The sequence below is a fragment of the Streptomyces sp. A012304 genome (genome assembly GCF_026008495.1).
Taxonomy (GTDB): Bacteria; Actinomycetota; Actinomycetes; order Streptomycetales; family Streptomycetaceae; genus Streptomyces.
This window is the reverse complement of record NZ_BQUN01000228.1, coordinates 169,983-190,923: the sequence shown is the minus strand read 5'-3', so window position 1 is coordinate 190,923 and position 20,941 is coordinate 169,983. Positions and strand designations below refer to the sequence as shown.

The 20,941-nt window shown below is 72.5% G+C and carries 15 protein-coding genes and 3 pseudogenes; 11 read left to right on the top strand and 7 right to left on the bottom strand.

Translation table 11 applies throughout. The annotated features are described in order from the left end of the window. Nucleotides 1–29: 29 nt before the first annotated feature. Entirely contained in the window at nucleotides 30–1,004 is a 975-nt protein-coding gene (locus tag ALMP_RS43780) for an acyl-ACP desaturase (RefSeq protein ID WP_264937653.1), read from the top strand. Between the two features lie 146 nt (nucleotides 1,005–1,150). Here the strand turns inward: ALMP_RS43780 and ALMP_RS43775 are convergent, their stop codons facing one another. From ALMP_RS43775 to ALMP_RS43765, 3 genes are all read right to left on the bottom strand, one after another. Further along, nucleotides 1,151–1,396: a WhiB family transcriptional regulator gene (locus ALMP_RS43775; protein WP_264937652.1), complete on the bottom strand. Its 246-nt coding sequence runs from the start codon at nucleotides 1,394–1,396 to the stop codon at nucleotides 1,151–1,153. A gap of 173 nt (nucleotides 1,397–1,569) precedes the next feature. Further along, complete coding sequence (locus ALMP_RS43770) at nucleotides 1,570–2,607, bottom strand: LacI family DNA-binding transcriptional regulator (protein WP_264937651.1); 1,038 nt, start codon at nucleotides 2,605–2,607, stop codon at nucleotides 1,570–1,572. Between the two features lie 75 nt (nucleotides 2,608–2,682). After that, entirely contained in the window at nucleotides 2,683–3,699 is a 1,017-nt protein-coding gene (locus ALMP_RS43765; protein ID WP_264937650.1) for a multicopper oxidase domain-containing protein, read from the bottom strand. Between the two features lie 187 nt (nucleotides 3,700–3,886). Here ALMP_RS43765 and ALMP_RS43760 point away from each other — a divergent pair, with 187 nt between their 5' ends. Both ALMP_RS43760 and ALMP_RS43755 read left to right on the top strand, forming a co-directional pair. Then, nucleotides 3,887–6,373, top strand: a complete 2,487-nt coding sequence (locus tag ALMP_RS43760) for a ThuA domain-containing protein (RefSeq protein ID WP_264937649.1) — start codon at nucleotides 3,887–3,889, stop codon at nucleotides 6,371–6,373. Nucleotides 6,374–6,441: 68 nt separating this feature from the next. Then, nucleotides 6,442–8,592 carry an OmpL47-type beta-barrel domain-containing protein gene (locus ALMP_RS43755; protein WP_264937723.1) on the top strand — a complete coding sequence of 717 codons (2,151 nt, stop codon included), beginning with the start codon at nucleotides 6,442–6,444 and terminating at the stop codon, nucleotides 8,590–8,592. A 116-nt stretch (nucleotides 8,593–8,708) separates the two neighbouring features. Here the strand turns inward: ALMP_RS43755 and ligD are convergent, their stop codons facing one another. After that, nucleotides 8,709–9,764 carry a non-homologous end-joining DNA ligase gene (gene ligD, locus ALMP_RS43750; protein ID WP_264937648.1) on the bottom strand — a complete coding sequence of 352 codons (1,056 nt, stop codon included), beginning with the start codon at nucleotides 9,762–9,764 and terminating at the stop codon, nucleotides 8,709–8,711. Between the two features lie 105 nt (nucleotides 9,765–9,869). Between ligD and ALMP_RS43745 the strand changes: the two genes are divergently transcribed. After that, nucleotides 9,870–10,946, top strand: a complete 1,077-nt coding sequence (locus tag ALMP_RS43745) for an ATP-dependent DNA ligase (RefSeq protein WP_264937647.1) — start codon at nucleotides 9,870–9,872, stop codon at nucleotides 10,944–10,946. Nucleotides 10,947–11,013: 67 nt separating this feature from the next. On the opposite strand, the gene ALMP_RS43740 is transcribed toward ALMP_RS43745, so the two are convergent. Continuing rightward, nucleotides 11,014–12,204 carry a zinc-dependent alcohol dehydrogenase gene (locus tag ALMP_RS43740; RefSeq protein ID WP_264937646.1) on the bottom strand — a complete coding sequence of 397 codons (1,191 nt, stop codon included), beginning with the start codon at nucleotides 12,202–12,204 and terminating at the stop codon, nucleotides 11,014–11,016. A gap of 296 nt (nucleotides 12,205–12,500) precedes the next feature. Here ALMP_RS43740 and ALMP_RS43735 point away from each other — a divergent pair, with 296 nt between their 5' ends. Continuing rightward, nucleotides 12,501–13,526, top strand: coding sequence for a DUF3048 domain-containing protein (locus ALMP_RS43735; RefSeq protein WP_264937722.1), 1,026 nt, complete (start codon nucleotides 12,501–12,503; stop codon nucleotides 13,524–13,526). Nucleotides 13,527–13,603: 77 nt separating this feature from the next. Here the strand turns inward: ALMP_RS43735 and ALMP_RS43730 are convergent, their stop codons facing one another. Further along, nucleotides 13,604–14,068 carry a MarR family winged helix-turn-helix transcriptional regulator gene (locus ALMP_RS43730; RefSeq protein ID WP_264937645.1) on the bottom strand — a complete coding sequence of 155 codons (465 nt, stop codon included), beginning with the start codon at nucleotides 14,066–14,068 and terminating at the stop codon, nucleotides 13,604–13,606. Between the two features lie 205 nt (nucleotides 14,069–14,273). Between ALMP_RS43730 and ALMP_RS44275 the strand changes: the two are divergent. The 6 genes and pseudogenes from ALMP_RS44275 to pcaD form a co-directional block, all read left to right on the top strand. Continuing rightward, a pseudogene (locus ALMP_RS44275) lies at nucleotides 14,274–14,351 on the top strand (succinyl-CoA--3-ketoacid-CoA transferase); the annotation flags it as partial. 39 nt (nucleotides 14,352–14,390) lie between these two features. Then, a pseudogene (locus ALMP_RS44270) lies at nucleotides 14,391–14,537 on the top strand (3-oxoadipyl-CoA thiolase); the annotation flags it as partial. Nucleotides 14,538–14,553: 16 nt separating this feature from the next. Continuing rightward, the gene (gene pcaH / locus ALMP_RS43720) at nucleotides 14,554–15,327 is read left to right on the top strand and encodes a protocatechuate 3,4-dioxygenase subunit beta (RefSeq protein ID WP_264937644.1); all 774 of its coding nucleotides are present in this window, start codon (nucleotides 14,554–14,556) and stop codon (nucleotides 15,325–15,327) included. A 6-nt stretch (nucleotides 15,328–15,333) separates the two neighbouring features. Further along, the gene (pcaG, locus tag ALMP_RS43715; RefSeq protein ID WP_264937643.1) at nucleotides 15,334–15,939 is read left to right on the top strand and encodes a protocatechuate 3,4-dioxygenase subunit alpha; all 606 of its coding nucleotides are present in this window, start codon (nucleotides 15,334–15,336) and stop codon (nucleotides 15,937–15,939) included. Next, a complete protein-coding gene (gene pcaB / locus ALMP_RS43710) occupies nucleotides 15,936–17,267 on the top strand; it encodes a 3-carboxy-cis,cis-muconate cycloisomerase (protein WP_264937642.1) in 1,332 nt (443 codons plus the stop codon). The genes pcaG and pcaB overlap by 4 nt, the downstream gene beginning before the upstream one ends. After that, nucleotides 17,264–18,385, top strand: coding sequence for a 3-oxoadipate enol-lactonase (gene pcaD / locus ALMP_RS43705; RefSeq protein ID WP_264937641.1), 1,122 nt, complete (start codon nucleotides 17,264–17,266; stop codon nucleotides 18,383–18,385). Before pcaB ends, pcaD begins: the two co-directional genes overlap by 4 nt. Nucleotides 18,386–18,518: 133 nt before the next feature. Here the strand turns inward: pcaD and ALMP_RS43700 are convergent. Further along, nucleotides 18,519–20,941: pseudogene (locus ALMP_RS43700) on the bottom strand (ATP-binding protein); the annotation flags it as partial.

Genomic DNA, 20,941 nt, shown 5'->3' with positions numbered 1-20,941 from the left:
GCTTTTGCACGACGTCCCCTGGAGTACCCGTGACGATCACTTCCCCGCACCTCGGCAGCCCCTCCGTCTGGACCGACGCCCGGCTGCTGTACGCCTTGGAGGAAGTGGTCGAGAAAGAGCTGAACCGGCACCTGAAGGTGGCCAAGGACTGGATGCCGCACGAGTACGTGCCGTGGAGCGAGGCCCGCAACTTCCCCGGTCTCTTCGAGGACGGCGAGGCCTGGGAGAAGGAGCAGTCGAAGGTCACCGAGGTCGGCCGGATCGCGCTGGTGGTGAACCTGCTGACCGAGGACAACCTGCCCAGCTACCACCACGAGATCGCCACGCTCTTCGGCCGGGACGGCGCCTGGGGCACCTGGGTGCACCGCTGGACGGCGGAGGAGGGCCGGCACGGCATCGTGATGCGCGACTACCTGCTCGCCTCGCGCGCGGTGGACCCGGACAAGCTGGAGCAGTTCCGCATGGCCCACATGAGCGAGGGCTTCGAGTCGGACAACCGCCACTCGATGCTGCACTCGGTGGCCTACGTCGCCTTCCAGGAGCTGGCCACCCGCATCTCGCACCGCAACACCGGCCACCAGTCCGGCGACCCGGTCTGCGACCGCATGCTGGCGCGCATCGCGACCGACGAGAACCTGCACATGGTCTTCTACCGCAACCTCCTCAAGGCGGCCTTCGAGCTCGCCCCCGACCTGACCATGCAGGCCGTGCGCGACGTCGTCGTGAACTTCCGCATGCCCGGCCACGGCATCCCCGGCTTCGAGCGGGCCGCGGCGCAGATGGCGATCGGCGAGGTCTACAACCTGCGCATCCACCACGACGACGTCCTCCAGCCCGTGCTGCGCCACCTGAAGGTCATGGAGATCGACGGTCTCGGTGCCGAGGGGCGGCAGGCGCAGGAGGAACTCGGCCTGTTCCTGGGCGGACTGGACGCCGAGGCCCTGAAGTTCGACGAGAAGCTCGCGGCGCGCAAGGCGCGCATGGCGGCGCGGGCCGGCGGCTGACCGAGGCTCGTCGCCCGGACGACGGCCCGCACCGGGGAAACGGTTCTCCCGGTGCGGGCCGTCGTCGCGTACGGCACCCCGACGCCGGTACGGCGTCCTCCGATCCCGACCGGACCCCCGCGACCCGGCCGTACGGACGTACGGATTCAGGGTGACGTGCGCCTGAGCTGGAGCCGTTCCTTCTCGGACAGACCGCCCCACACGCCGAAGCGCTCGTCGTGGGTGAGGGCGTACTCGAGGCAGGCGGTGCGCATCTCGCACATGCCGCAGATGCGCTTGGCTTCCCGCACCGAGCTGCCGGGCTCGGGGAAGAAGAAGTCCGCCCCGGTCTGCGCGCACAGCGCCTCGCGCTGCCAGGCGAGGTCGGGCGTGGCAATCGTGTCGGTGTCCATGGCGAGGATCGTGCCGCGCGGTGAAAAACGTTCGATCAACGCCGCATATACGAGGCGTCGCGGGGCCCCCGGCCGTCTTGATGGTGCCCGGGCGCGGACCCCGGCGCACGGCGGCGCGCGGGACCGGCGAGGAACGAGGAGAACCCGGCCCGTGACCGACGGTGCTCCCCTCTCTAGGCCGAGGCGCGGCGCACCAGTGTGGTCGGCAGGACGACCCCGGACGGCGCTTCGTCGCGTGCGTCGTCCCCGGCGCGCCGGTCGGGGCCGCGCAGCAGGAGGCGGGCCATGATCCGGCCCATCTCCTCGATGTCCTGACGGACCGTCGTCAGCGGCGGATCGGTCTGTTCGGCGACGGGCAGCATGTCGTCGAAGCCGACCACGGCGACGTCCTCCGGCACGCGCCGACCGCGCTCGCGCAGCACGCGCAGGGCGCCCGAGGCCATGAGGTCGTTGGCGGCGAACACGGCGTCGACGTCGGGGCGGCGGTCGAGGAGTTCCCGCATCGCCCGTTCGCCGCCGCCGGGCGTGAAGTCGCTCTCCACGACGAGCGGCGTACCGGCGTCGCCCATGACGTCCCGGAACCCTTGCAGCCGGTCGGCCGCGGAGGTCTGGTCGAGGGGTCCGGTGAGATGCGCGATACGGGTGCGGCCGAGGCCGGCCAGGTGGCGCACGGCCTCGCGGGCGCCTTGGCGGTTGTCGCTGTCGACGTACACGACGTCGCGGGTGCCGTCGCTCCAGCCGGGGCGGCCGCCGAACACGGTGGGGATCCCGGCGCCCTGGATCAGCCCGGGCAGCGGGTCGTCCAGGTGCAGGGAGAAGACGAGGGCGCCGTCGACATGGCCGCCGGCGAGGTAGCGGGCGACCCGGGTGTGGTCGTCGCGGCCCTCGGTGAGCAGCAGCACCAGCTGGTTGTCGTGGGCCGTCAGCTCCTTGCTGATGCCCCGTAGTTGCAGGGCGAAGAAGGGGTCGGCGAAGACCCGGGTCTCCGGCTCGGCGATGACGACGGCGACGGCGTCGTGCCGTTTCGTCACCAGGCTGCGGGCGGCCTGGTTGGGGACGTAGCCGAGTTCTTCCACCGCCCGCCGGACCCGTTCCACGAGGGGCTCCCGGACGCCGTTCCCGCCGTTGACGACGCGTGAGACGGTGGCCCGGGAGACACCGGCCAGCGCGGCCACCGCCTCCAGTGTGGGACGCGGTGCTGCCTCGGTCACTGCGGAGCTCCTCCTGGGTGGGTGCGGATCAGGATAGCCCCGTGGAAGGAGGAGGTGAGAGCGCTCTCGCGCTGCTCAGTGTTCGTGCGCGCCCTGTGTCGTGCCGGTCTCGTCGGTACGGCCGGCCCCGCCCGTCCCCCGTGGCTCGTGCGGGCCGTGCGGGTCGTATCCCGGAATGGTGCCGTCCGGCTTCTTCACCAGGAACAGGCCCACCATCCCCATGTCGGAGTGGCTCTGCACATGGCAGTGGTACATCCACGCGCCGGCGCCCACGCCCTCCCCCGCGATCACCTGGAAGCCGAAGGAGTCGGCCGGTCCGACGATCTTGTTGTCGATGATCTGGCTGGGGTCCTCGGGGCCGGTGAGCATGCCTGTGCGGTTGTCGGCCCAGCGGTGTCCGTGCAGGTGGAAGGTGTGGTAGTACTCGCCGTGGGTGATCATGACGAACTCGACGCGGTCGCCGACCGTGGCCTCGAAGTCGGGTCCGCTGTGGGCGGGCCGGTTGTTGATCGTCATGTCGTTGAAGACGATCGTGTGGGTCGCGTCGGGCAGGACGTCGCCCTTGCGGCGGACGATCACCGGGCCGTAGAGCCCTTTGCGGAGGCCTCCCGTGCCGTGTTCCGTGCCGACGACGTGGTCGTGGTAGTGCCAGTATCCGGCGCTGCCCGCGCGCCAGGTGCCGTCCGCGCGGCGGCCGGGGGCGTGGGTGCGCCAGGTGTAGGTGCGGGTGCCGCCCGGTTCGACGTCACTGCGGTTCAGCTTCGTCCCGTCGCTGGTGATCTCGTAGTCCAGGCCGTGGACGTGCAGGCTCACCGCCACGTCGAGGGTGTTCTCTACCTCGATGTGGAGGGTGTCGCCCTCGGTGAGCTCGATCAGCGGGCCGGGGACGGTGGCGGCGCCCTTCTCGAAGCCGTAGCCCAGTTTCCCGTCGGCGAGCTTCTCGGCGTAGAGCTTGAGGTGTCTGACCGCGCCCCCGGCGGCGGCCGTCCTGGCCGGGGTGCCCACACTCACGGCCTCGGGGGCCACGGACAACGAGGTCGCCACGGCCGCGCCACCGAGCAGCACCCGCCGGTTGAAAGCACGTCTGTCCATACGGAACTCCCCACCTGGTAAGGAACTTGCGCAGGCGTACCGGTGATGAACCGGTGAGACGGTAACCGTTCATTCCGGTGTTCATCCACACTCAGGACAAAGTTCGTGCCATTGCGGCCATAGGTATTGGCGGGCCGCGCAAAGACGTCTAGCTTCCTTGGCTGTCGCTGTGACCGAGGAGGTGCCCATGCACTTACGAGGGTTGAGCACGGGAAGCGGGAGAAGACGGGCTGGGGTGGCCACCGTGGCCGCCGGTGTCGTCGCCGCGGGACTGCTGTCGGCTCCGGCGGCACGAGCGCGTCCGGCCCCGGAACCGCCCCCGACAACGATGTCCGTGAAGTCGCCGCCGGGCGACGCGAGCGTACGGGTGCTGATCTTCCACGGTTCCGCGGCGGCCGGGGACGAGTCGCCGGTCGTGAACGCCGGGATCGAGGCGATCGAGGCGATCGGCCTGTCCGGCCCGGCGGACCAGCGGTTCGAGGTGGAGGCCACGGACGACGCCTCGGTCTTCACGGACGCGGCGGAGCTGGGCCGTCATCACGCGATCGTGTTCCTGACCGGCGGCGGCGATGTGCTCGATCCCGAGCAGGAGGCCGGTCTGGAGGCCTATATGGAGGCCGGCGGCGGCTTCGTCGGCATCCATGACGCGGCCCGCGCGGAGCCGTACTCGGACTGGTTCACCGGCCTGGTCGGCGCCCGTCCGGCCGCGGCCGGCCCGACGAGCGTGCAGCGCGCGGTGGTCGAGGTCGGTGACCGGCGGCATCCGGCCACCAAGGACCTGCCCGTGCAGTGGAAGCGGCCGGACCGGTGGTTCAACTGGGTGCGGAACCCGTCGGGCGAGGTGCACACGGTCGCCCGTGTACGGGAGTCGACCTACCGGCCCGGGGCGGGTGCCAACGGCTGGGACCACCCGGTGAGCTGGTGCCGCGACTACGACGGCGGGCGCTCCTTCTACACCGGCATGGGCGGCACGGTGTCGTCGTACGACGAGACCGACTTCCGCACCCATCTGCGGGGCGCCCTGCTGTGGACGACCCGGCTCGTGCGGGCGGACTGCAAGGCGACCATCACCGGCAACTACAAGGCGGAACGCCTGACCCGTCCCAACCAGCCGGGGCGCAACGACCAGATCGGCGAGCCGCACGGCCTGGTCACCGCCCCCGACGGCCGTGTCCTCTACATCGGCCGGGGCGGCGCCGACTCCTCCCAGCCGGTCGTCACCGACTGGAACGACCCCGACATCGGCAAGGGCAAGGGGGAGATCCACGTCTACGACCCGAAGACCGGGAAGGTGACGCTCGCGGGCGCGCTGACCGTCTTCGGCAACAAGGGCGGCGGCGACGAACTGGTCAAGGTCGAGGAGGGGCTCCTCGGCATCGAGCTGGACCCGCGCTTCGAGCAGAACGGCTGGGTGTATCTGCACTACACCCCGCACGCGCGGATCGACCGTGACACACGGATGGCCGAACGGCGCGTCTCGCGCTTCACGTTCGACCTCGCCACCAACCGGCTCGACCTGGGCAGCGAGAAGGTGCTGCTGGCGTGGCCGGTGCAGATCCACAGTTGCTGCCACGCGGGCGGCGGGATGGCCTGGGACTCCCGGGGCAATCTGTACATCGCCACCGGCGACAACAACTCCAGTGGGTTCAGCGACGGTTACTCCGGCAACAACCCGCAGCCGAACTACAAGGGCGTGTCCTTCGCCGACGCGCGGCGCACCGCCGGCAACACCAACAACCTCAACGGCAAGATCCTGCGCATCCATCCGGAGCCGGACGGGACGTACACGATCCCGGACGGGAACCTGTTCACCGGCCGGGAGACCGACGAGGGCGGCGGCAAGACGCGCGGCGAGATCTATGTGATGGGGGTGCGGAACCCGGCGCGGATCTTCGTCGACCGGACGACGGACATCCTGTACGCGGGCTGGGTCGGCCCGGACGCCTCGGCGCCCTCCACGACCTGGGGGCCGGCGAAGTACGACACGTTCGCCGTCATCACCGAGGCGGGCAACCGGGGCTGGCCGTACTGCATGGGCAACAAGCAGCCCTACCGGGACCGCAATCTGCCCGATCCGACGAGGCCGCTGGGCTGGTACGACTGCGACCGTCCGAGGAACGAGTCGCCGAACAACGACGGCCTGGTCGACCTGCCGCCGGTCACCGGCAACAACATCTGGTACTCGCCCCAGGGCGGCGCACCGGACTACCCGCGCGACGCGAACGGTGTTCCCTCCTACAAGCCGGAGGAGGCCTCCTTCCTGCTGCCGTGGCTCAAGGGCGGTGGCCAGGCCGCGATGAACGGCCCGGTCTACCGGTACGACGCCACAAGCACCAGCGCGACCAAGTGGCCCGCGTACTGGGACGGCAAGTGGTTCGTCGGTGACTTCTACGACGCCGGCCAGCCGCGCAACGCGGTCCTCACCGACCCGAGGACGCACGGTGACGGCGGTCTGCCGGTGCATTCCGAGTCCCTGAAGAAGATCGTGCCGGTCGGCAACGACGGCATCAAGAACCTCATGGACTGGAGGTTCGGCCCGGACGGCGCCCTCTACGTCCTCGACTACGGGCGCGGCTTCTTCACCTCGGACGCCAAGTCCGCACTGTGGCGGGTCACTTACACGGGCGGCGGCCCCACTCCGGCCGCCGATCAGCTGGCGAGGGGGGCGCGGTGACACAGCATCCGACACGGAGTCGGACACGGCGGCGAAGAGTCTGGACGGCCCTGCTGGCCGCCGTGCTGATGACGCTCGGGCTGGGGGCGGTGCCGGTCGCCTCCGCTGATCCCGAGCCGGGGCCCGCGGCCGCCCAGGTCCTCACCTGGACGGCCGGCGACGACATCACCAAGTACACGTCCGCGCCGGCCACGGCCGTGGCGGGGCCGGCGACGATCGTCTTCGAGAACAGCGTGGCGACCGGCAACACCACTGGCATGCCGCACACGCTGACCTTCGTGACGAACGATCCCGAGTTCAACGACGACGTGCGGCTCAACATCCTCGCCGGCCCGAACGACGACATGGGCGGGCGTCACACCGCCGAGGTCACGCTCACTCCGGGCCGCTACTTCTACCACTGCACGATCCCCGGCCACGGCCAGATGCAGGGCATCCTCGTGGTCACCGAGGGGAACGGGGAGGACACGACGGCTCCGGAGGCGTCCGCGCGGGTGAGCGGCACGCAGAACACCCAGGGCCAGTACGTGGGGTCGGCGACGGTGACGGTCGAGGCGACGGACACGGGAGGGTCGGGGCTCGACGCGGTCCAGTACGCGGTCGGCGACACGGGCGACTGGCTACCGTACACAGCGCCCCTCGTCGTCGACCGGCCCGGCGACCACACCGTCCGGTACCGGGCGGTCGACAGGGCCGGCAACGTCTCCGCCGAGCGGAGCGTGCGCTTCACCGTCGTCGCCCCGCCCTCGGACGACACCGTTGCGCCCGAGACCTCGGCGACGGTGAGCGGCGAGCGCAACGCCGACGGGGCGTACCTCGACATGGCCACGGTCACGGTCACGGCGTCCGACACCGGCTCCGGGGTGAACACCATCGAGTACGCGGTCGGCTCCGGCGCCTGGCAGCCGTACACCGCCCCCGTGATGGTGCATCTGCTCGGCTCGCACACCGTGCGCTACCGGGCCGTCGACAAGGCGGGCAACGTGTCCGCCGAGAAGAGCGTGCGCTTCACCGTCGTGGCGACTCCTCCGCGCGACACGACTCCCCCCGTGACCGGTGTGACCGTCGAGGGCACCAGGAACTCCGACGGGGCGTACGTCGGCAAGGCCAGGGTGACGGTGAGCGCGACCGACGCGGGTGGGTCGGGTGTCGACCGGATCGAGTATTCACTCGACGGCGGACCGTACATCGCGTACGGCAGCCCGGTGATCGTCGACCGCGCCGGCGCCCACACCCTCGCCTACCGGGCGACCGACAGGGCCGGCAACACCTCAGCGGCCCGCACCGTCAGCCTCACCGTCGTCTCCAGCCAGGTCCCGGCCCCCCACTGCCCGGAGTACGACGAACGGTCGACGGTGATCGTCGGCACCGTCGACTCGGGGGTGCCGAACCGGGTCACCGACACCCGGTGCCGGATCGGCGAGCTGATCGAGGACGAGAAGGACTGGACCTCGCACGCGCTGTTCCTCAAGCATGTGAGGACGGTCCTGGACGGGCTCCTCCAGGCGGGCGTCGTCGACGGGCGCGAGTCCGAGGCGATCCACGAGGCCGCCCGCCGGTCCGGGATCGGCAGGCCCGGGCAGACCGAGGGCTACCGCACGATCCTCGACGGCAGCGCGGAGTCCTTCGCCCGCTGGCAGCAGGTAGGCGGCGGTTCGTTCGCGCTGAACCCCGACGGGTCGATCACCAGCGGCACCACGAGACCGGGCCTGGGCATGCTGTGGTTCCCGCAGCGCAAGTACGGCGACTTCTCGCTGCGCCTCCAGTGGCGCGACGACGCCCCGGGTGACGGGAACGCCAACTCCGGTGTCTTCGTGCGCTTCCCGGGGGTCCACGACCATCCGGAGGAGCCCCGGCCCGAGTGGGTCGCCATCAAGTACGGGCACGAGGTGCAGGTCCTGGACCGGCCGGACGGCGACCTGTACAAGACGGGCTCGGTCTACGGCTTCGACCGGGTGGGGCTGGCCGGCGCGGGCGTCACCCAGAAGGGCACCTGGAACGACTACGAGATCCGGGTGGTCGACCAGCACTACGCGGTGTACCGCAACGGCGTGCTCATCAACGAGTTCGACAACATCGGCGGCCAGGACTTCTCCCCGCCCCGCTCGGACGACCCGGGCACGGACGGGCGGCGGTTCGCCTCCGGCTACATCGGACTCCAGGTGCACGGCACGACGGACGTGGTCTCCTACCGGGACGTCCGGATCAGGGAGCTGTGAGAGAAGGAACCGTGAGAGAGGGTCCGGCGCCCGCCGGGCCCTCCGCGGACGCCCGGTAGGAGGCTTCCGCCGAGGCCCTCCTCCGAGGCCCTGCGCGGGCGTGCCCGCCACATCTCCTACGACCCGCCCGCCCCCTTCGGCGGACCCGCGGAGCCGCCGCCGTCCTCCCGGCGGGCCCGGCTCGGCTGCACCCGCTTGGGCTCCCCCGGCATCTTCGGGTACTCCGGCGGGTACGGCAGATCGCCCAGCCCGTGGTCGTGCTCGTCCCGGCGGGCGAGTTCCAGCAGGGCCTCCAGCGAGTAGGCGTGGTCGTCCATGTCGGCGTGGACGTCGCCGAGTTCGGCGTAGCGGACGGGCATGGACGCGAGGTCGAAGTCCCGCGGGTGCGCGGCGCCGACCTCCTCCCAGCGCAGGGGGGCCGAGACGGGGGCGTGCGGGCGGGGCCGTACCGAGTAGGCGGAGGCGATGGTGCGGTCGCGGGCCGTCTGGTTGTAGTCGAGGAAGATGCGCTGCCCGCGCTCCTCCTTCCACCACTTGATGGTCACCCGGTCCGGCATCCGGCGTTCCATCTCGCGTCCGACGGCGATGGCGGCGCGCCGGACCTGGGTGAAGGTCCAGCGCGGTTCGATGGGGACGAAGACGTGCAGGCCGCGGCCGCCGGAGGTCTTGGGCCAGCCGCGCAGACCGCCGAACTCCTCCAGGACGGAGCGCAGTTCGTGGGCGGCGCGGACGGCGTCGGCGTAGTCGGTGCCGGGCTGGGGGTCGAGGTCGATGCGGAGTTCGTCGGGGCGGTCGACGTCGTCGCGGCGGACGGGCCAGGGGTGGAAGGTGAGCGTGCCGTACTGGGCGGCCCACAGCACCGCGGCTTCCTCCGTGGGGCACATCTCGTCGGCGGAGCGTCCGCTGGGGAAGGTGATGTGGGCGGTCGGGATCCAGTCGGGCATGCTCTTCGGGGCGCGTTTCTGGAAGAAGGACTCGCCGGTCACGCCGTCCGGGTAGCGCTCCAGGGTGGTGGGGCGGTTGCGCAGGGCGCGCAGGACCCCGGGGGCGACCGCCTGGTAGTACCGGGCGAGGTCCAGCTTGGTGAAGCCGCGCTCCGGGAAGAAGACCTTGTCGGGACTGGACAGCCGTACGGTCCGGCCGCCCGCTTCCAGTTCCACCGCGTCACCCATGGGGCCCCTCCGGTTCCACCGCATCGCCCGTGCGTGCCACGGTAGGCACACCTCACACGGCTCGCATACCGGGCATTTCCCGCCGTTTCTGGGCAGAATCGGACCATGGACCTGCCGGTGATGCCACCCGTGAAGCCGATGCTCGCCAAGTCGGTGGCGGCGATCCCGCCGGGCATGCAGTACGAGGCGAAGTGGGACGGCTTCCGGGCGATCGCGTTCCGCGACGGGACCGACATCGAGCTGGGCAGCCGTACCGGCAAGCCGTTGACCAGGTACTTTCCCGAGCTGGTGATGGCGTTGCGGGAGCGGTTGCCGGCGCGGTGCGTGCTGGACGGGGAGATCGTGATCGCTAGGGAGGGGCGGCTGGACTTCGACGCGCTGACCGAGCGCATCCACCCCGCCGACTCGCGGGTGCGGACGCTCGCCGAGCGGACCCCGGCGTCGTTCGTCGCCTTCGACCTGCTGGCGCTGGCCGACGAGTCACTGCTCGACGTGCCGCTCGGCGACCGGCGGGCGCTGCTGGTGAGGGCTCTGGCCGGGGTGACGCCGCCGGTGCATCTGGCCCCGGCGACCACGGACGTCGAGGTGGCCCGGCAGTGGTTCGAGCAGTACGAGGGCGCCGGCCTGGACGGCGTGATCGCCAAGCCGCTGACGCTGCCCTACCTCCAGGACGAGCGTGCCATGTTCAAGGTCAAGCACGAGCGGACGGCGGACGTGGTGGTCGCCGGATACCGCCTGCACAAGAGCGGACCGGTGGTGGGTTCGCTGCTGCTGGGCCTGTACGACGACCGGGGCACCCTCCAGCACGTCGGCGTGTCGGCCGCGTTCTCGATGAAGCGCCGGGCCGAGCTGGTCGAGGAGCTGGAGCCGCTGCGCATGGACGACGTCGCCGGCCACCCGTGGGCGGCCTGGTCGGACGAGGCCGCCCATGAGAGCGCCCGGCTGCCGGGGGCGCCGAGCCGCTGGTCGGGCAAGAAGGACCTGTCGTGGGTGCCGCTGCGGCCGGAGCGGGTGGCCGAGGTGGCGTACGACCACATGGAGAACGGGGCCCGCTTCCGGCACACCGCGCGCTTCCGTCGCTGGCGCCCGGACCGGACCCCGGAGAGCTGCACGTACGCGCAGCTGGAGGAGCCGGTCCGCTACGACCTCACGGAGATCCTGGGGACTCCCCCCGAGGCGTGACGCGCCCGGTGATCGGGCCGGACCAAAGCGGTCGGGGCGGTCAGGCCGGTCAAGGCGGCCGGGGCGGTCAGGGCGTCATGAGGATCTTCACCGCGCCGTCCCGCTTGTGCTGGAACATCTCGTACGCCCGCGGGGCCTCCGACAGCGGCATCCGGTGGGTCGCGAAGTCGTCGACGCCGAGGGGGTCCTCATCCGTGAGGTAGGGGATGATCTCGTCGCTCCAGCGGCGCACGTTGGCCTGGCCCATCCGGATCTGGAGCTGCTTGTCGAACATGGTGAGCATGGGCAACGGGTCGGCCATGCCGCCGTAGACGCCGACCAGGGAGAGGGTGCCGCCGCGGCGCACCAGCTCGATGGCGGTGTGCAGGGCGGCGAGCCGGTCGACGCTGAAGCGTTCGGCGAGGGGGCCGCTGAGCTTGCGGGGCAGCAGGGCGGAGGCGTTCTGGACGAGGCGGGCGGCGGCACTGCCGTGGGCCTCGGTGCCGACGGCGTCGATCACGGCGTCCGGGCCCCGGCCGTCGGTCTCGTCGCGGATCGCGGCGACCAGTTCCTTCTCGCTGTCGAAGTTCCTGAGGTCGAACGTCTCCACGCCCCGCGCGTGGGCCCGGCGCAGCCGGTCGCCGACCAGGTCCACCCCGAACACCCGTCCGGCGCCGCGCACTTGGGCGACGCGGCAGGCCATGTCCCCGATCGGACCGAGGCCGAGCACTGCGAGGCTCCCGCCCTCGGGGATGTCGGCGTAGGCGACGGCCTGCCAGGCGGTGGGCAGCACGTCGGAGAGGTACAGGAACCGGTCGTCGGGCGGGCCCTCGGGGACCTTGATCGGGCCGAACTGGGCCTGCGGGACGCGCAGGTACTCGGCCTGGCCGCCCGGCACCGCGCCATACAGGCGGGTGTAGCCGAACAGGGCGGCACCCATGCCCTCGCCGTGGACCTGAGTGGTCTCGCACTGGGTGGGCAGGGAGTTCAGACACATCCAGCAGGTGCCGCAGGCGATCTGGAAGGGCACCACCACCCGGTCGCCGGCCCTGAGGTCGGGCACACCGGGGCCGACCTCCTCGACGACGCCCATCGGTTCATGGCCGAGGATGTCGCCCGGGGTCATGAACGGCGTGAGCACCTCGTACAGGTGCAGGTCGGAGCCGCACAGTCCGGTGGACGTGACGCGGATGACGGCGTCCGTCGGTTCCTGGATCGCCGGGTCGGGCACGGTCTCCACCCGTACGTCCCGCTTCCCCTGCCAGGTCACTGCCTTCATCGTGCCGCGCTCCCTCCACCGAGTCGGGGGATCCGGCCGTCGCACCGGCCGGGTTCCGGGTGCGGCCCGGGTACCCGAGCGGCCCCCCGCCGAACCGCGACACCGAAGCGTGGGGCCGAAGCGTGGGGCCGAAGCGTGGGGCCGAGCCACCCGCACACGCCGACCTGGCCGACCTGAGCCCATCGGCCATTCGGCGCCTCGGCGCGAGCGGCCGGGCTCGTTCAGATATGGCCGCAATGAACCGATAAGCGCACAATCGAGTCAACGGGACGGGCTGCGACGGTGGTGTGACCACGGTGGACGACGACACGGCGACGGGCACGGGACGCGGGGCTCGGCCGGGGCGAAGAGCGCGCCCCCGGCGCGCCGGGAAGGCGGCCGCACTGCTGACCGCGTCGGTCGCGCTCTCCCTGGCCGCGGCCTGCACGACGGAGCGCGCGCCCGCCGACGACGGGCGCGCCACGGCCCGGCAGCCGAGCCCCAGCGGCACCGCGCCGCGGCCCGCCGTGGGCCCACCCCTCGCCGTGAAGATCGACAATGTGCGCGCGGCCCGCCCGCACACCGGCGTGAACGCGGCGGACATCGTCTACGTCGAGCAGGTGGAGGGCGGCCTGAGCCGGCTGATGGCGGTGTACGTGACGAAGCTGCCGAAGTCGGTCGGCCCGGTGCGCAGCGCCCGTGAGTCCGATCTTGAGCTGCTGCGCCAGTTCGACCGGCCGGTGCTGGCCTTCTCGGGGGCGCAGAGCAAGCTGCTGCCGCTGATCGACAAGGCGCCGCTGCGGGCCGTGACGCCCGAGAAGAACGCCGACGTGTTCTACCGCGCCCCGAGCCGGCCCGCGCCGTACAACCTCTATCTGCGTCCCGGCCTGCTGCTGCCCTCCGCCCCGGGCCAGGCCGCGCTGACGACCGGCTTCCGCTTCGGCGCGGCACCCTCCGGCGGCACGCCGGAGACCTCGCGCACCGTGCGCTACCCGGCGGCGAGCTTCACCTTCACCTGGTCCGAGAGCCGGGGGCGCTGGTTGGTGTCGATGGACGGCAGGCCGACCGTGACGACCGACGCGGGACGGGCGGCCCCGGCGACGGTGGTGGTGCAGCACGTGAAGGTGCGCGCGTCGGCCTTCCGTGACTTCCTCGGCAACACCACGCCGTACACGGAGACGGTCGGCTCGGGGAAGGCGGAGGTGCTGCGCGACGGGCGCTCCTACGACGCGGCCTGGCAGCGCCCGAACGCGACGGACGGCACCCGGCTCACGACACGGGACGGCCGGCCGGTCGCCCTCGCCGCGGGCCAGGTGTGGGTCGTGTTCGTCGAGGCGCGATGACCACCGCCCAGCCCGCTCACCGCGGCAGGAACCCGTGCCATCGCCGAAAGGACGCGCGCTCGGCGCGTCCTGCCCGCTCACCCCTGCGTGACCAGCGGCTCTCCCGGGTTGCGCAGCCCCTCGGCCGCGTCGGCGACCCGGCGGATGAGGTCGAAGAACACCGCCTGCTCCTCGCCCGACAGCGGCGCGAGGAAGACCTGGCTCATCCGGGCCGCGCGGACGGCGAGCCTGCGGTGCGTGCGCACCCCGTCATCGGTCAGGCGCAGCAGGAAGCGGCGGCCGTCCTGCGGGTCGCGGACCTTGTCGAGCAGTGCGCGCCGGGTCAGCCGGCTGATCACCTCCGCGACGGTGGAGCGGTCGAGCCCCACCCGCTCCCCCACCGTGCGCTGGTCGAGGCCCGGCTCGGCCATGAGGGCGTTGAGGACGGCGAACTGCGGCGAGGTGATCTCCTCGGAGACCATCGCGTTCCACAGCAGGTAGTGAGCCTGCTGGAGCCGCCGGGCGAGGTGCCCGGGATGGGTGTTCAGGTCCACCGCCGCCATGCCAACTCCCGAGATCAGATCGTATGTGCACTGAACAATACTCGGAGACAGCCGGGCTGTCTTCCCGCCCGGAGACCTGCTGACCTCACCTTTTCTCCGCACTCTTGACGCCCAGGCCCACCGGTGGCAGCGTGAGGGGCACCTCGCCGAATAGTCAGTACCCTGATTAATTGAGGGGGCGCACGGAAGAGATGGGGCTGCACGGATGGACAAGGTGGTCGCCACGGCCCTCGAGGCGGCGGCCGACGTGCCGGACGGCGCGTCGCCGGCGGTGGGCGGCTTCGGACTGAGCGGCGTGCCCGACGTGCTCATCCAGTCCCTCGTCGGCCTCGGTCACCCGCTCGGCGCCTCCGTCGCCCGACTCGCCGGCACCGTCGCCCATCAGCTCGCCCGCCGGGGCAGCGGGGTCGCAGTCGCCACCCCCCGCATCGGCGTGGGCCAGGGTCTCGCCCTCGTCCTCGAACGCTAACCCCCAGGAAACCTCCATGGCTCTCACCCAGCACGACATCGACCAGGAGATCGCGGCCGAACACGCCGCGTACGAGAAGCGGGTCGCCGACGGCGGCCCCGTGGAGCACCATCCGCGCCGCGACTACGCCCCCTACCGCTCCTCCACGCTGCGCCACCCGCGGCAGCGGCCGGTCGCCATCGACGTCGACAACGATCCGGAGCTGGTGGAGCTGTCCTCCCCCGCCTTCGGCGAGCGCGACATCACCGAGATCGACAACGACCTCACCCGCCACCACCGGGGTGAGCCGATCGGTGAGCGCATCACCGTCTCCGGCCGGCTGCTCGACCGCGACGGCCGCCCGTTGCGCGGCCAGCTCGTGGAGATCTGGCAGGCCAACTCGGCGGGCCGCTACGCCCACCAGCGCGAGCAGCACGACGCGCCGCTGGACCCGAACTTCACCGGCGTCGGCCGCACGCTCACCGACGACGACGGCTTCTACCGATTCACCACGATCCAGCCCGGCCCCTACCCGTGGCGCAACCACGTCAACGCCTGGCGCCCCGCGCACATCCACTTCTCGCTGTTCGGCACGGCGTTCACCCAGCGGCTGGTGACGCAGATGTACTTCCCGAACGACCCGCTCTTCCCGTACGACCCGATCCTCCAGTCGGTGACCGACGACGCGGCCCGGCAGCGGCTGGTCGCCACCTACGACCACAGCCTGTCCGTCCCCGAGTTCTCGCTCGGCTACCACTGGGACATCGTGCTGGACGGCCCGCACGCCACCTGGATCGAAGAAGGACGCTGACCCGCCATGACGAAGATCGACACCAGCAGGCCGGAAAACGTGCTGCCCACGCCGTCGCACACGGTCGGCCCCTTCTACGGCTACGCGCTGCCGTTCCCGGGCGGCGGTGACATCGCACCCGTCGGCCACCCGGACACCATCACCCTCCAGGGGTACGTCTACGACGGCGAGGGCAAGCCGCTGCCCGACGCGTTCGTGGAGATCTGGGGCCCGGACCCGGACGGCCGGCTGCCGCAGGTGGACGGCTCCATCCGGCGGGACCCGTCGACCGGTGGCTACCTGGGCCGCAACGGCGTGGAGTTCACCGGCTGGGGCCGTATCCAGACGGACGCCAACGGCCACTGGTACGCGCGGACGCTGCGGCCGGGCGCACGCGGACGCAGCGCCCCGTACCTCAGCGTGTGCGTCTTCGCGCGCGGGCTGCTCGTGCACCTGTTCACCCGGATCTACCTGCCGGAGGACACGGCCGCACACGCCACGGACCCGCTGCTGTCGCGGCTGGAGCCGGCGCGGCGCGACACGCTCATCGCCACGGACGACGGCCGGGGCACCTACCGTTTCGACATCCGCCTTCAAGGCGAGGGCGAAACGGTCTTCCTGGAGTTCCAGTGACACCTCCCGACACCGGCGCCGGTCTGCTCGCCCCCGGGTGGACCGGCTCCGCCACCGCCTCCGCGACCGACGACACCGCCTTCCTGCGGGCGCTGCTCGACGCGGAGGCGGCGCTCGCCCGCGCCCAGGCCGCGCTGGGCCTGGCCCCCGCCGAGGCCGCGGCGGCGGTGACCGAGGCGGCCGGCGGTGACACGTTCGACGTGCGGTCGCTCGCCGAACGGGCCCGGTCCGGCGGCAACCCCGTCATCCCGCTGGTCGCCGACCTGACGAAGGCGGTCGGCGCGGAGCACGGCCCGTATGTGCACCGGGGCGCGACCAGCCAGGACATCATGGACACGGCGACCATGCTGGTCGCGGTGCGCGCGCTGGAGCCGGTCCTGGCCGACCTCGACCGCGCGCAGCGGGCGCTGGCCCGGCTCGCCGCCGCGCACCGGGACACGCCGATGCCGGGGCGCACGCTCACCCAGCACGCCGTACCGACCACCTTCGGGCTGAAGGCGGCCGGGTGGCGGTCGCTGGTGCTGGACGCCCGGGACCGGGTGACGGCCGTACGCGACACGCTGCCCGCCCAGCTCGGCGGTGCCGCGGGGACGTTGGCGGCCTTCACGGCGTACGGCGCCGCCGACGCGACCGAGCTGCCCGCCGCCTACGCCCGTGAACTGGGCCTGCGGGAACCACTGTTGCCGTGGCACACCCTGCGCACGCCGATCGCCGACCTCGCCGGGTGCCTGGCCTTCGCGGCGGGTGCGCTGGGAAAGCTCGCGACGGACGTCCTCACTCTCTCCCGCACCGAGATCGCGGAGGTCTCGGAGGGCAGCGGCGGCGGCTCGTCGGCCATGCCGCACAAGGCGAACCCGGTGCGCTCGACGCTGATCGCGGCCGCCGCCCGACGGGCCCCGCAGCTCGCGGCCGGTCTGTACGGCGCGCTGGTGGCCGAGGACGAGCGGCCGGCCGGGGCCTGGCACGCCGAGTGGGAGCCGCTGCGGGACCTGCTGCGGCTGGTCGGCGGGGCCGCGCGGGACGCCGCCGAGCTGACGGAGGGCCTGCGGGTCCACCCGGACACCATGCGCGAGCACCTCGCTCTCACCCACGGGCTGATCGTCTCGGAGCGGCTGTCGGCCGAACTGTCGGCCGTCCTCGGCCGCGCCCGCGCGAAGGAACTCCTCACCCGGCTCGCCCCCCGCACCCACACCGAGGGCCGCTCACTGGCCGAACTCCTCGCCGAGGAACCCGGGTTGAAGGAGTTGGACCTCGACGCCCTCACCGACCCCGCCCGTTACACCGGCTCCGCCGGAGCCCTCACCGACCGTGCGCTGGAGCGACGTTGACCGAGAAACTGCTCAACCACCGTGCCGAGGGGCCCGATTCCGCTCCCCCGCTCCTGCTCGGCCCCTCCCTGGGCACCTCCCACGCCCTGTGGGACAAGGTCGCGCCCGAGCTGTCCGTCACACACCGGGTGATCCGCTGGGACCTGCCGGGGCACGGCGGCTCGGCGGCGGACCTGATCGCCGCCGGCGCCACCGTCGGCGACCTCGCCGGCCTGGTGCTCGCGCTCGCGGACGCGCTCGGCGTGGAGCGGTTCGCCTACGCCGGGGTGTCGCTGGGCGGTGCGGTCGGTCTGCATCTGGCGCTGCACCACCCCGAGCGGGTGTCGTCGCTGGCGGTGATCTGCTCGTCGGCCCACTTCAACGGGGCCCGGCCGTGGGAGGAGCGGGCCGCGCTGGTGCGGCGCGAGGGGCTGGCCGGGCTGGCGGAGAGCGCGAACGCCCGCTGGTTCACGCCCGGCTTCACCGTGCCGCAGCTGGTCGCCGACCACCGCGACGCCGACCCCGAGGCGTATGCCGCCTGCTGCGACGCGCTCGCCGCGTTCGACCTGCGGGAGCGGCTGCCCGGGATCGCCGTGCCCACCCTGCTGGTCGCCGGACGTGAGGACCCGGCGACGCCGCCCGCACATCTGCGGGAGATCGCGGACGCGGTGCCGGGCGCCGCCCTGGTCGAGATCCCCGGCGCCTCGCACCTGGCGCCGGCGGAGTGCCCCGAGGCCGTCCTCACCGCCCTGCGCGCCCACTTCGACGGCGCCGCCCGGCGCGGCATGGAGGTACGGCGGCAGGTGCTCGGCGACGCGCACGTCGACCGGGCCCAGTCCCGCCAGACCCCTTTCACCGCCCGCTTCCAGGACTTCATCTCCCGCTACGCCTGGGGCGAGATCTGGACCGACCCGACCCTCAGCCGCCGCGAGCGCAGCATGATCACCCTGACGGCCCTGGTCGCGCACGGCCACTACGAGGAGCTGGCCATGCATGTACGGGCGGCCCGCCGCAACGGGCTCTCCCCGGAGGAGATCGGCGCGGTCCTCCTCCAGACGGCCGTCTACTGCGGCGTCCCGGCGGCGAACTCGGCCTTCGCGACCGCTCAGCGGGTGCTGGCCGAGGAGGACGAGGGGTGAGGACGCGCGAGCGGCCGGCGCGCACCGCCGGCGCGCCGCTCGGTGAGACCGCCCGGGACGCCGTCACCCCAGCGGCGTCTGCCCCCCGCACCTGCCCCGGCACCAGTCCCACCCGCCGCGCGCCCAGGTTGCCCAGCGCCTGCTGCGCCTTGATCATCAGGCCGTCCGCGCCGCAGGAGCGGGCCAGCGCCAGGCCGCGTTCCAGTTCGCTCGTCGAGCGGGAGAGGACGCCGTACTCGACGCGGGCGGCCGCGTGTTCGTACTGGCAGGGCGAGGACTCCAGGAAAGCGGCCGCCTGGCCGGCCAGGCGGACCGCGCGCTGGCCGGTCTCCAGGTGGGCGGCGCAGCGCAGGGCCTCGCCGATGGCGGTGTCGGTGCCGAAGCGCTCGGCCTGGCGGCGGGCGTCGGAGGCGAGCCGGGCCGCGCGGGCCGGGTCCTCGGTGGCGAGGGCCCGGGCGAGGTCGACCGCCCAGGGAGCCATCACCGGGTTGAGGTGGCCGCGCACGGCCGCCGCCTTCCCGGCTTCCTCCAGCTCGTTGACGCCGTCCTGGACGCGGCCGACGGCGAGCAGCAGCCGGCCGCGCACCGACCGCGGGTCGGGCAGCACGATCGTCGACGGGTACGGCGGGGCGAAGTCGTACTGCTCGGCGACCTCCCAGGCCTCGTCGACATGGCCGCGGGCGAGGAGCGTGTCGACGAGGTTGCAGGTCGCCGACCAGTACAGCGGCAGGCCGCGGCCGACGCGTTCGGCGAGGCGCAGCGATTCCCGCAGGGACTCCTCCGCCTCCTTCAGCCGGCCGCGGCGGCGCAGGCCCAGGCCGACGTAGGCGTGCGCCAGCGCGAGGTGGCCGCCGCTCCAGCCGGCCGACAGGTAGGCGCGCAGGGCCTCGTTGAAGAGGGATTCGGCGCGGTCGAGGCGGTCGGTGTACGCGTAGGCGCTGGCGAGCATCATCAGCAGTTCGATGCCGGGCTCGGTGTCGGTCCAGCCGAGTCCGGGCGCGAGCCGGCCGTTGACGAGGGCGCGGTCGCAGTACTCGACGACCTCCTCGGCGTTCTCGCCGTGGGTCATGGCGTCGAAGCCGCGCAGGATGAGCAGGGCGCGCTCGGCGTTGTTCCGGCCGGCGCAGGTGGCGGCGAGCGCCGCGAGTTTCTCGGTGCGGCCCGGTGAGGTGCTCTCCCCGGCGTGGATGCCCTCCCACATGAACTGCACGGCCTGCAACCGCATCCGGGCCGATCCCGGTGGCTGCCGGGCGGCCTCCGCCTCGACCGTGCGGACGGCCTCCTCGAGCTGGTCGTTGTGCACGAGGGCCTGGGAGAGCCGGTGGACGGCGTCGACCCGGTCGTCGCCGTCGAGGCCGGGCGAGGCGAGCGCGGCGCGCAGGTGCCCGATGGTCTTGGCGGGCGCGGTGAGGTGGGTGGCGCAGCCGAGTTCGTAGAGCACGCGCGCGTGGACGTCGGGCGCCGGCGGTTCCTTCAGGGCGCGTTCCAGGCAGCGGCGGGCCGCGTCGGGCGCGCCGACGGCGAGGTGTTCGCGGGCGGCCCCGCGCAACTGCTCGACGAGTTCCTCGTCGCCTTCGGCGTGGACCTGGATCAGGTGCCGGGAGGCGGCCGCGAGGCCCTTGCCCGCGTCGGTGACGACCTTGGCGGCGATGCCGTGCATCGCGGTGCGCAGGCTCGGCGGGATGGAGTCGTAGACGGCGGTGGCGATCAGCGGGTGGACGAACTCCAGGTCGCCCTCGACGGCGGGGACGGCCGCCGGGTCGGGTTCGGTGAGTATGCGGTGGGTGCGCAGCAGTTCGGCGCAGCGGACCGCGTCGTCGCGGTCCATCACGGCGAGCCGGGCGGCCTCGTCGATGGAGATGGCGGCGCCGAGGATGGCGGCCGCCATGGCGAACCGGGTGGCGTCGACGCCCAGTTCCTCGAGCCGGTCGACGAGTCCGCCGCCGCGCGCCGAGCGGTTGAGGGAACGCAGTTCGGCGGCCGAGGACTCGCTGGGTTCGAGTTCGTTGTCCTGGACCTTGGCGAGGAGTTCGACGGTGTCGTAGGGGTTGCCGTCGGTGACGGCCCACACCTCGCGGCAGAACGCGCCGTCGGCGTGCGCGCCGAGGGTGGCGCGGGTGAGTCCGGCGACCGCGGCCGGGGTCAGCGTGCTCAGGTTGGTCACGGCCGGGCCCGCGATCGTGGCGATGGTGTCGAGGTGGCGGGCCCGTTCTCCCTTGACCTCGCCCGGCCTGCGGGCCACCACGACCAGGACGCAGAGGTCGTCGAGGCGTTCGGCGAACGCGGCGAGCCAGCGCAGGGTCTCCTGGTCGGCCCAGTGCGCGTCGTCGATGAGCAGCACCAGCGGGTAGTGCACCTTGGCGAGCCGTCGCACGGCGGCCACCAGACCGTCGCACACGCCCTGCGGGTCGGCGGGGGCGTCGCCGGGGTCCGCTATGCCGAGGGCGGGGCCGGCGATGTCGTACCAGTCGCCGAGGTATTCGCGGGCCTCCTCCTCCAGCATCGACAGCAGCGCGGGCTGCAGCAGCTGCCGTACGACGTTGAAGGGGACGGACT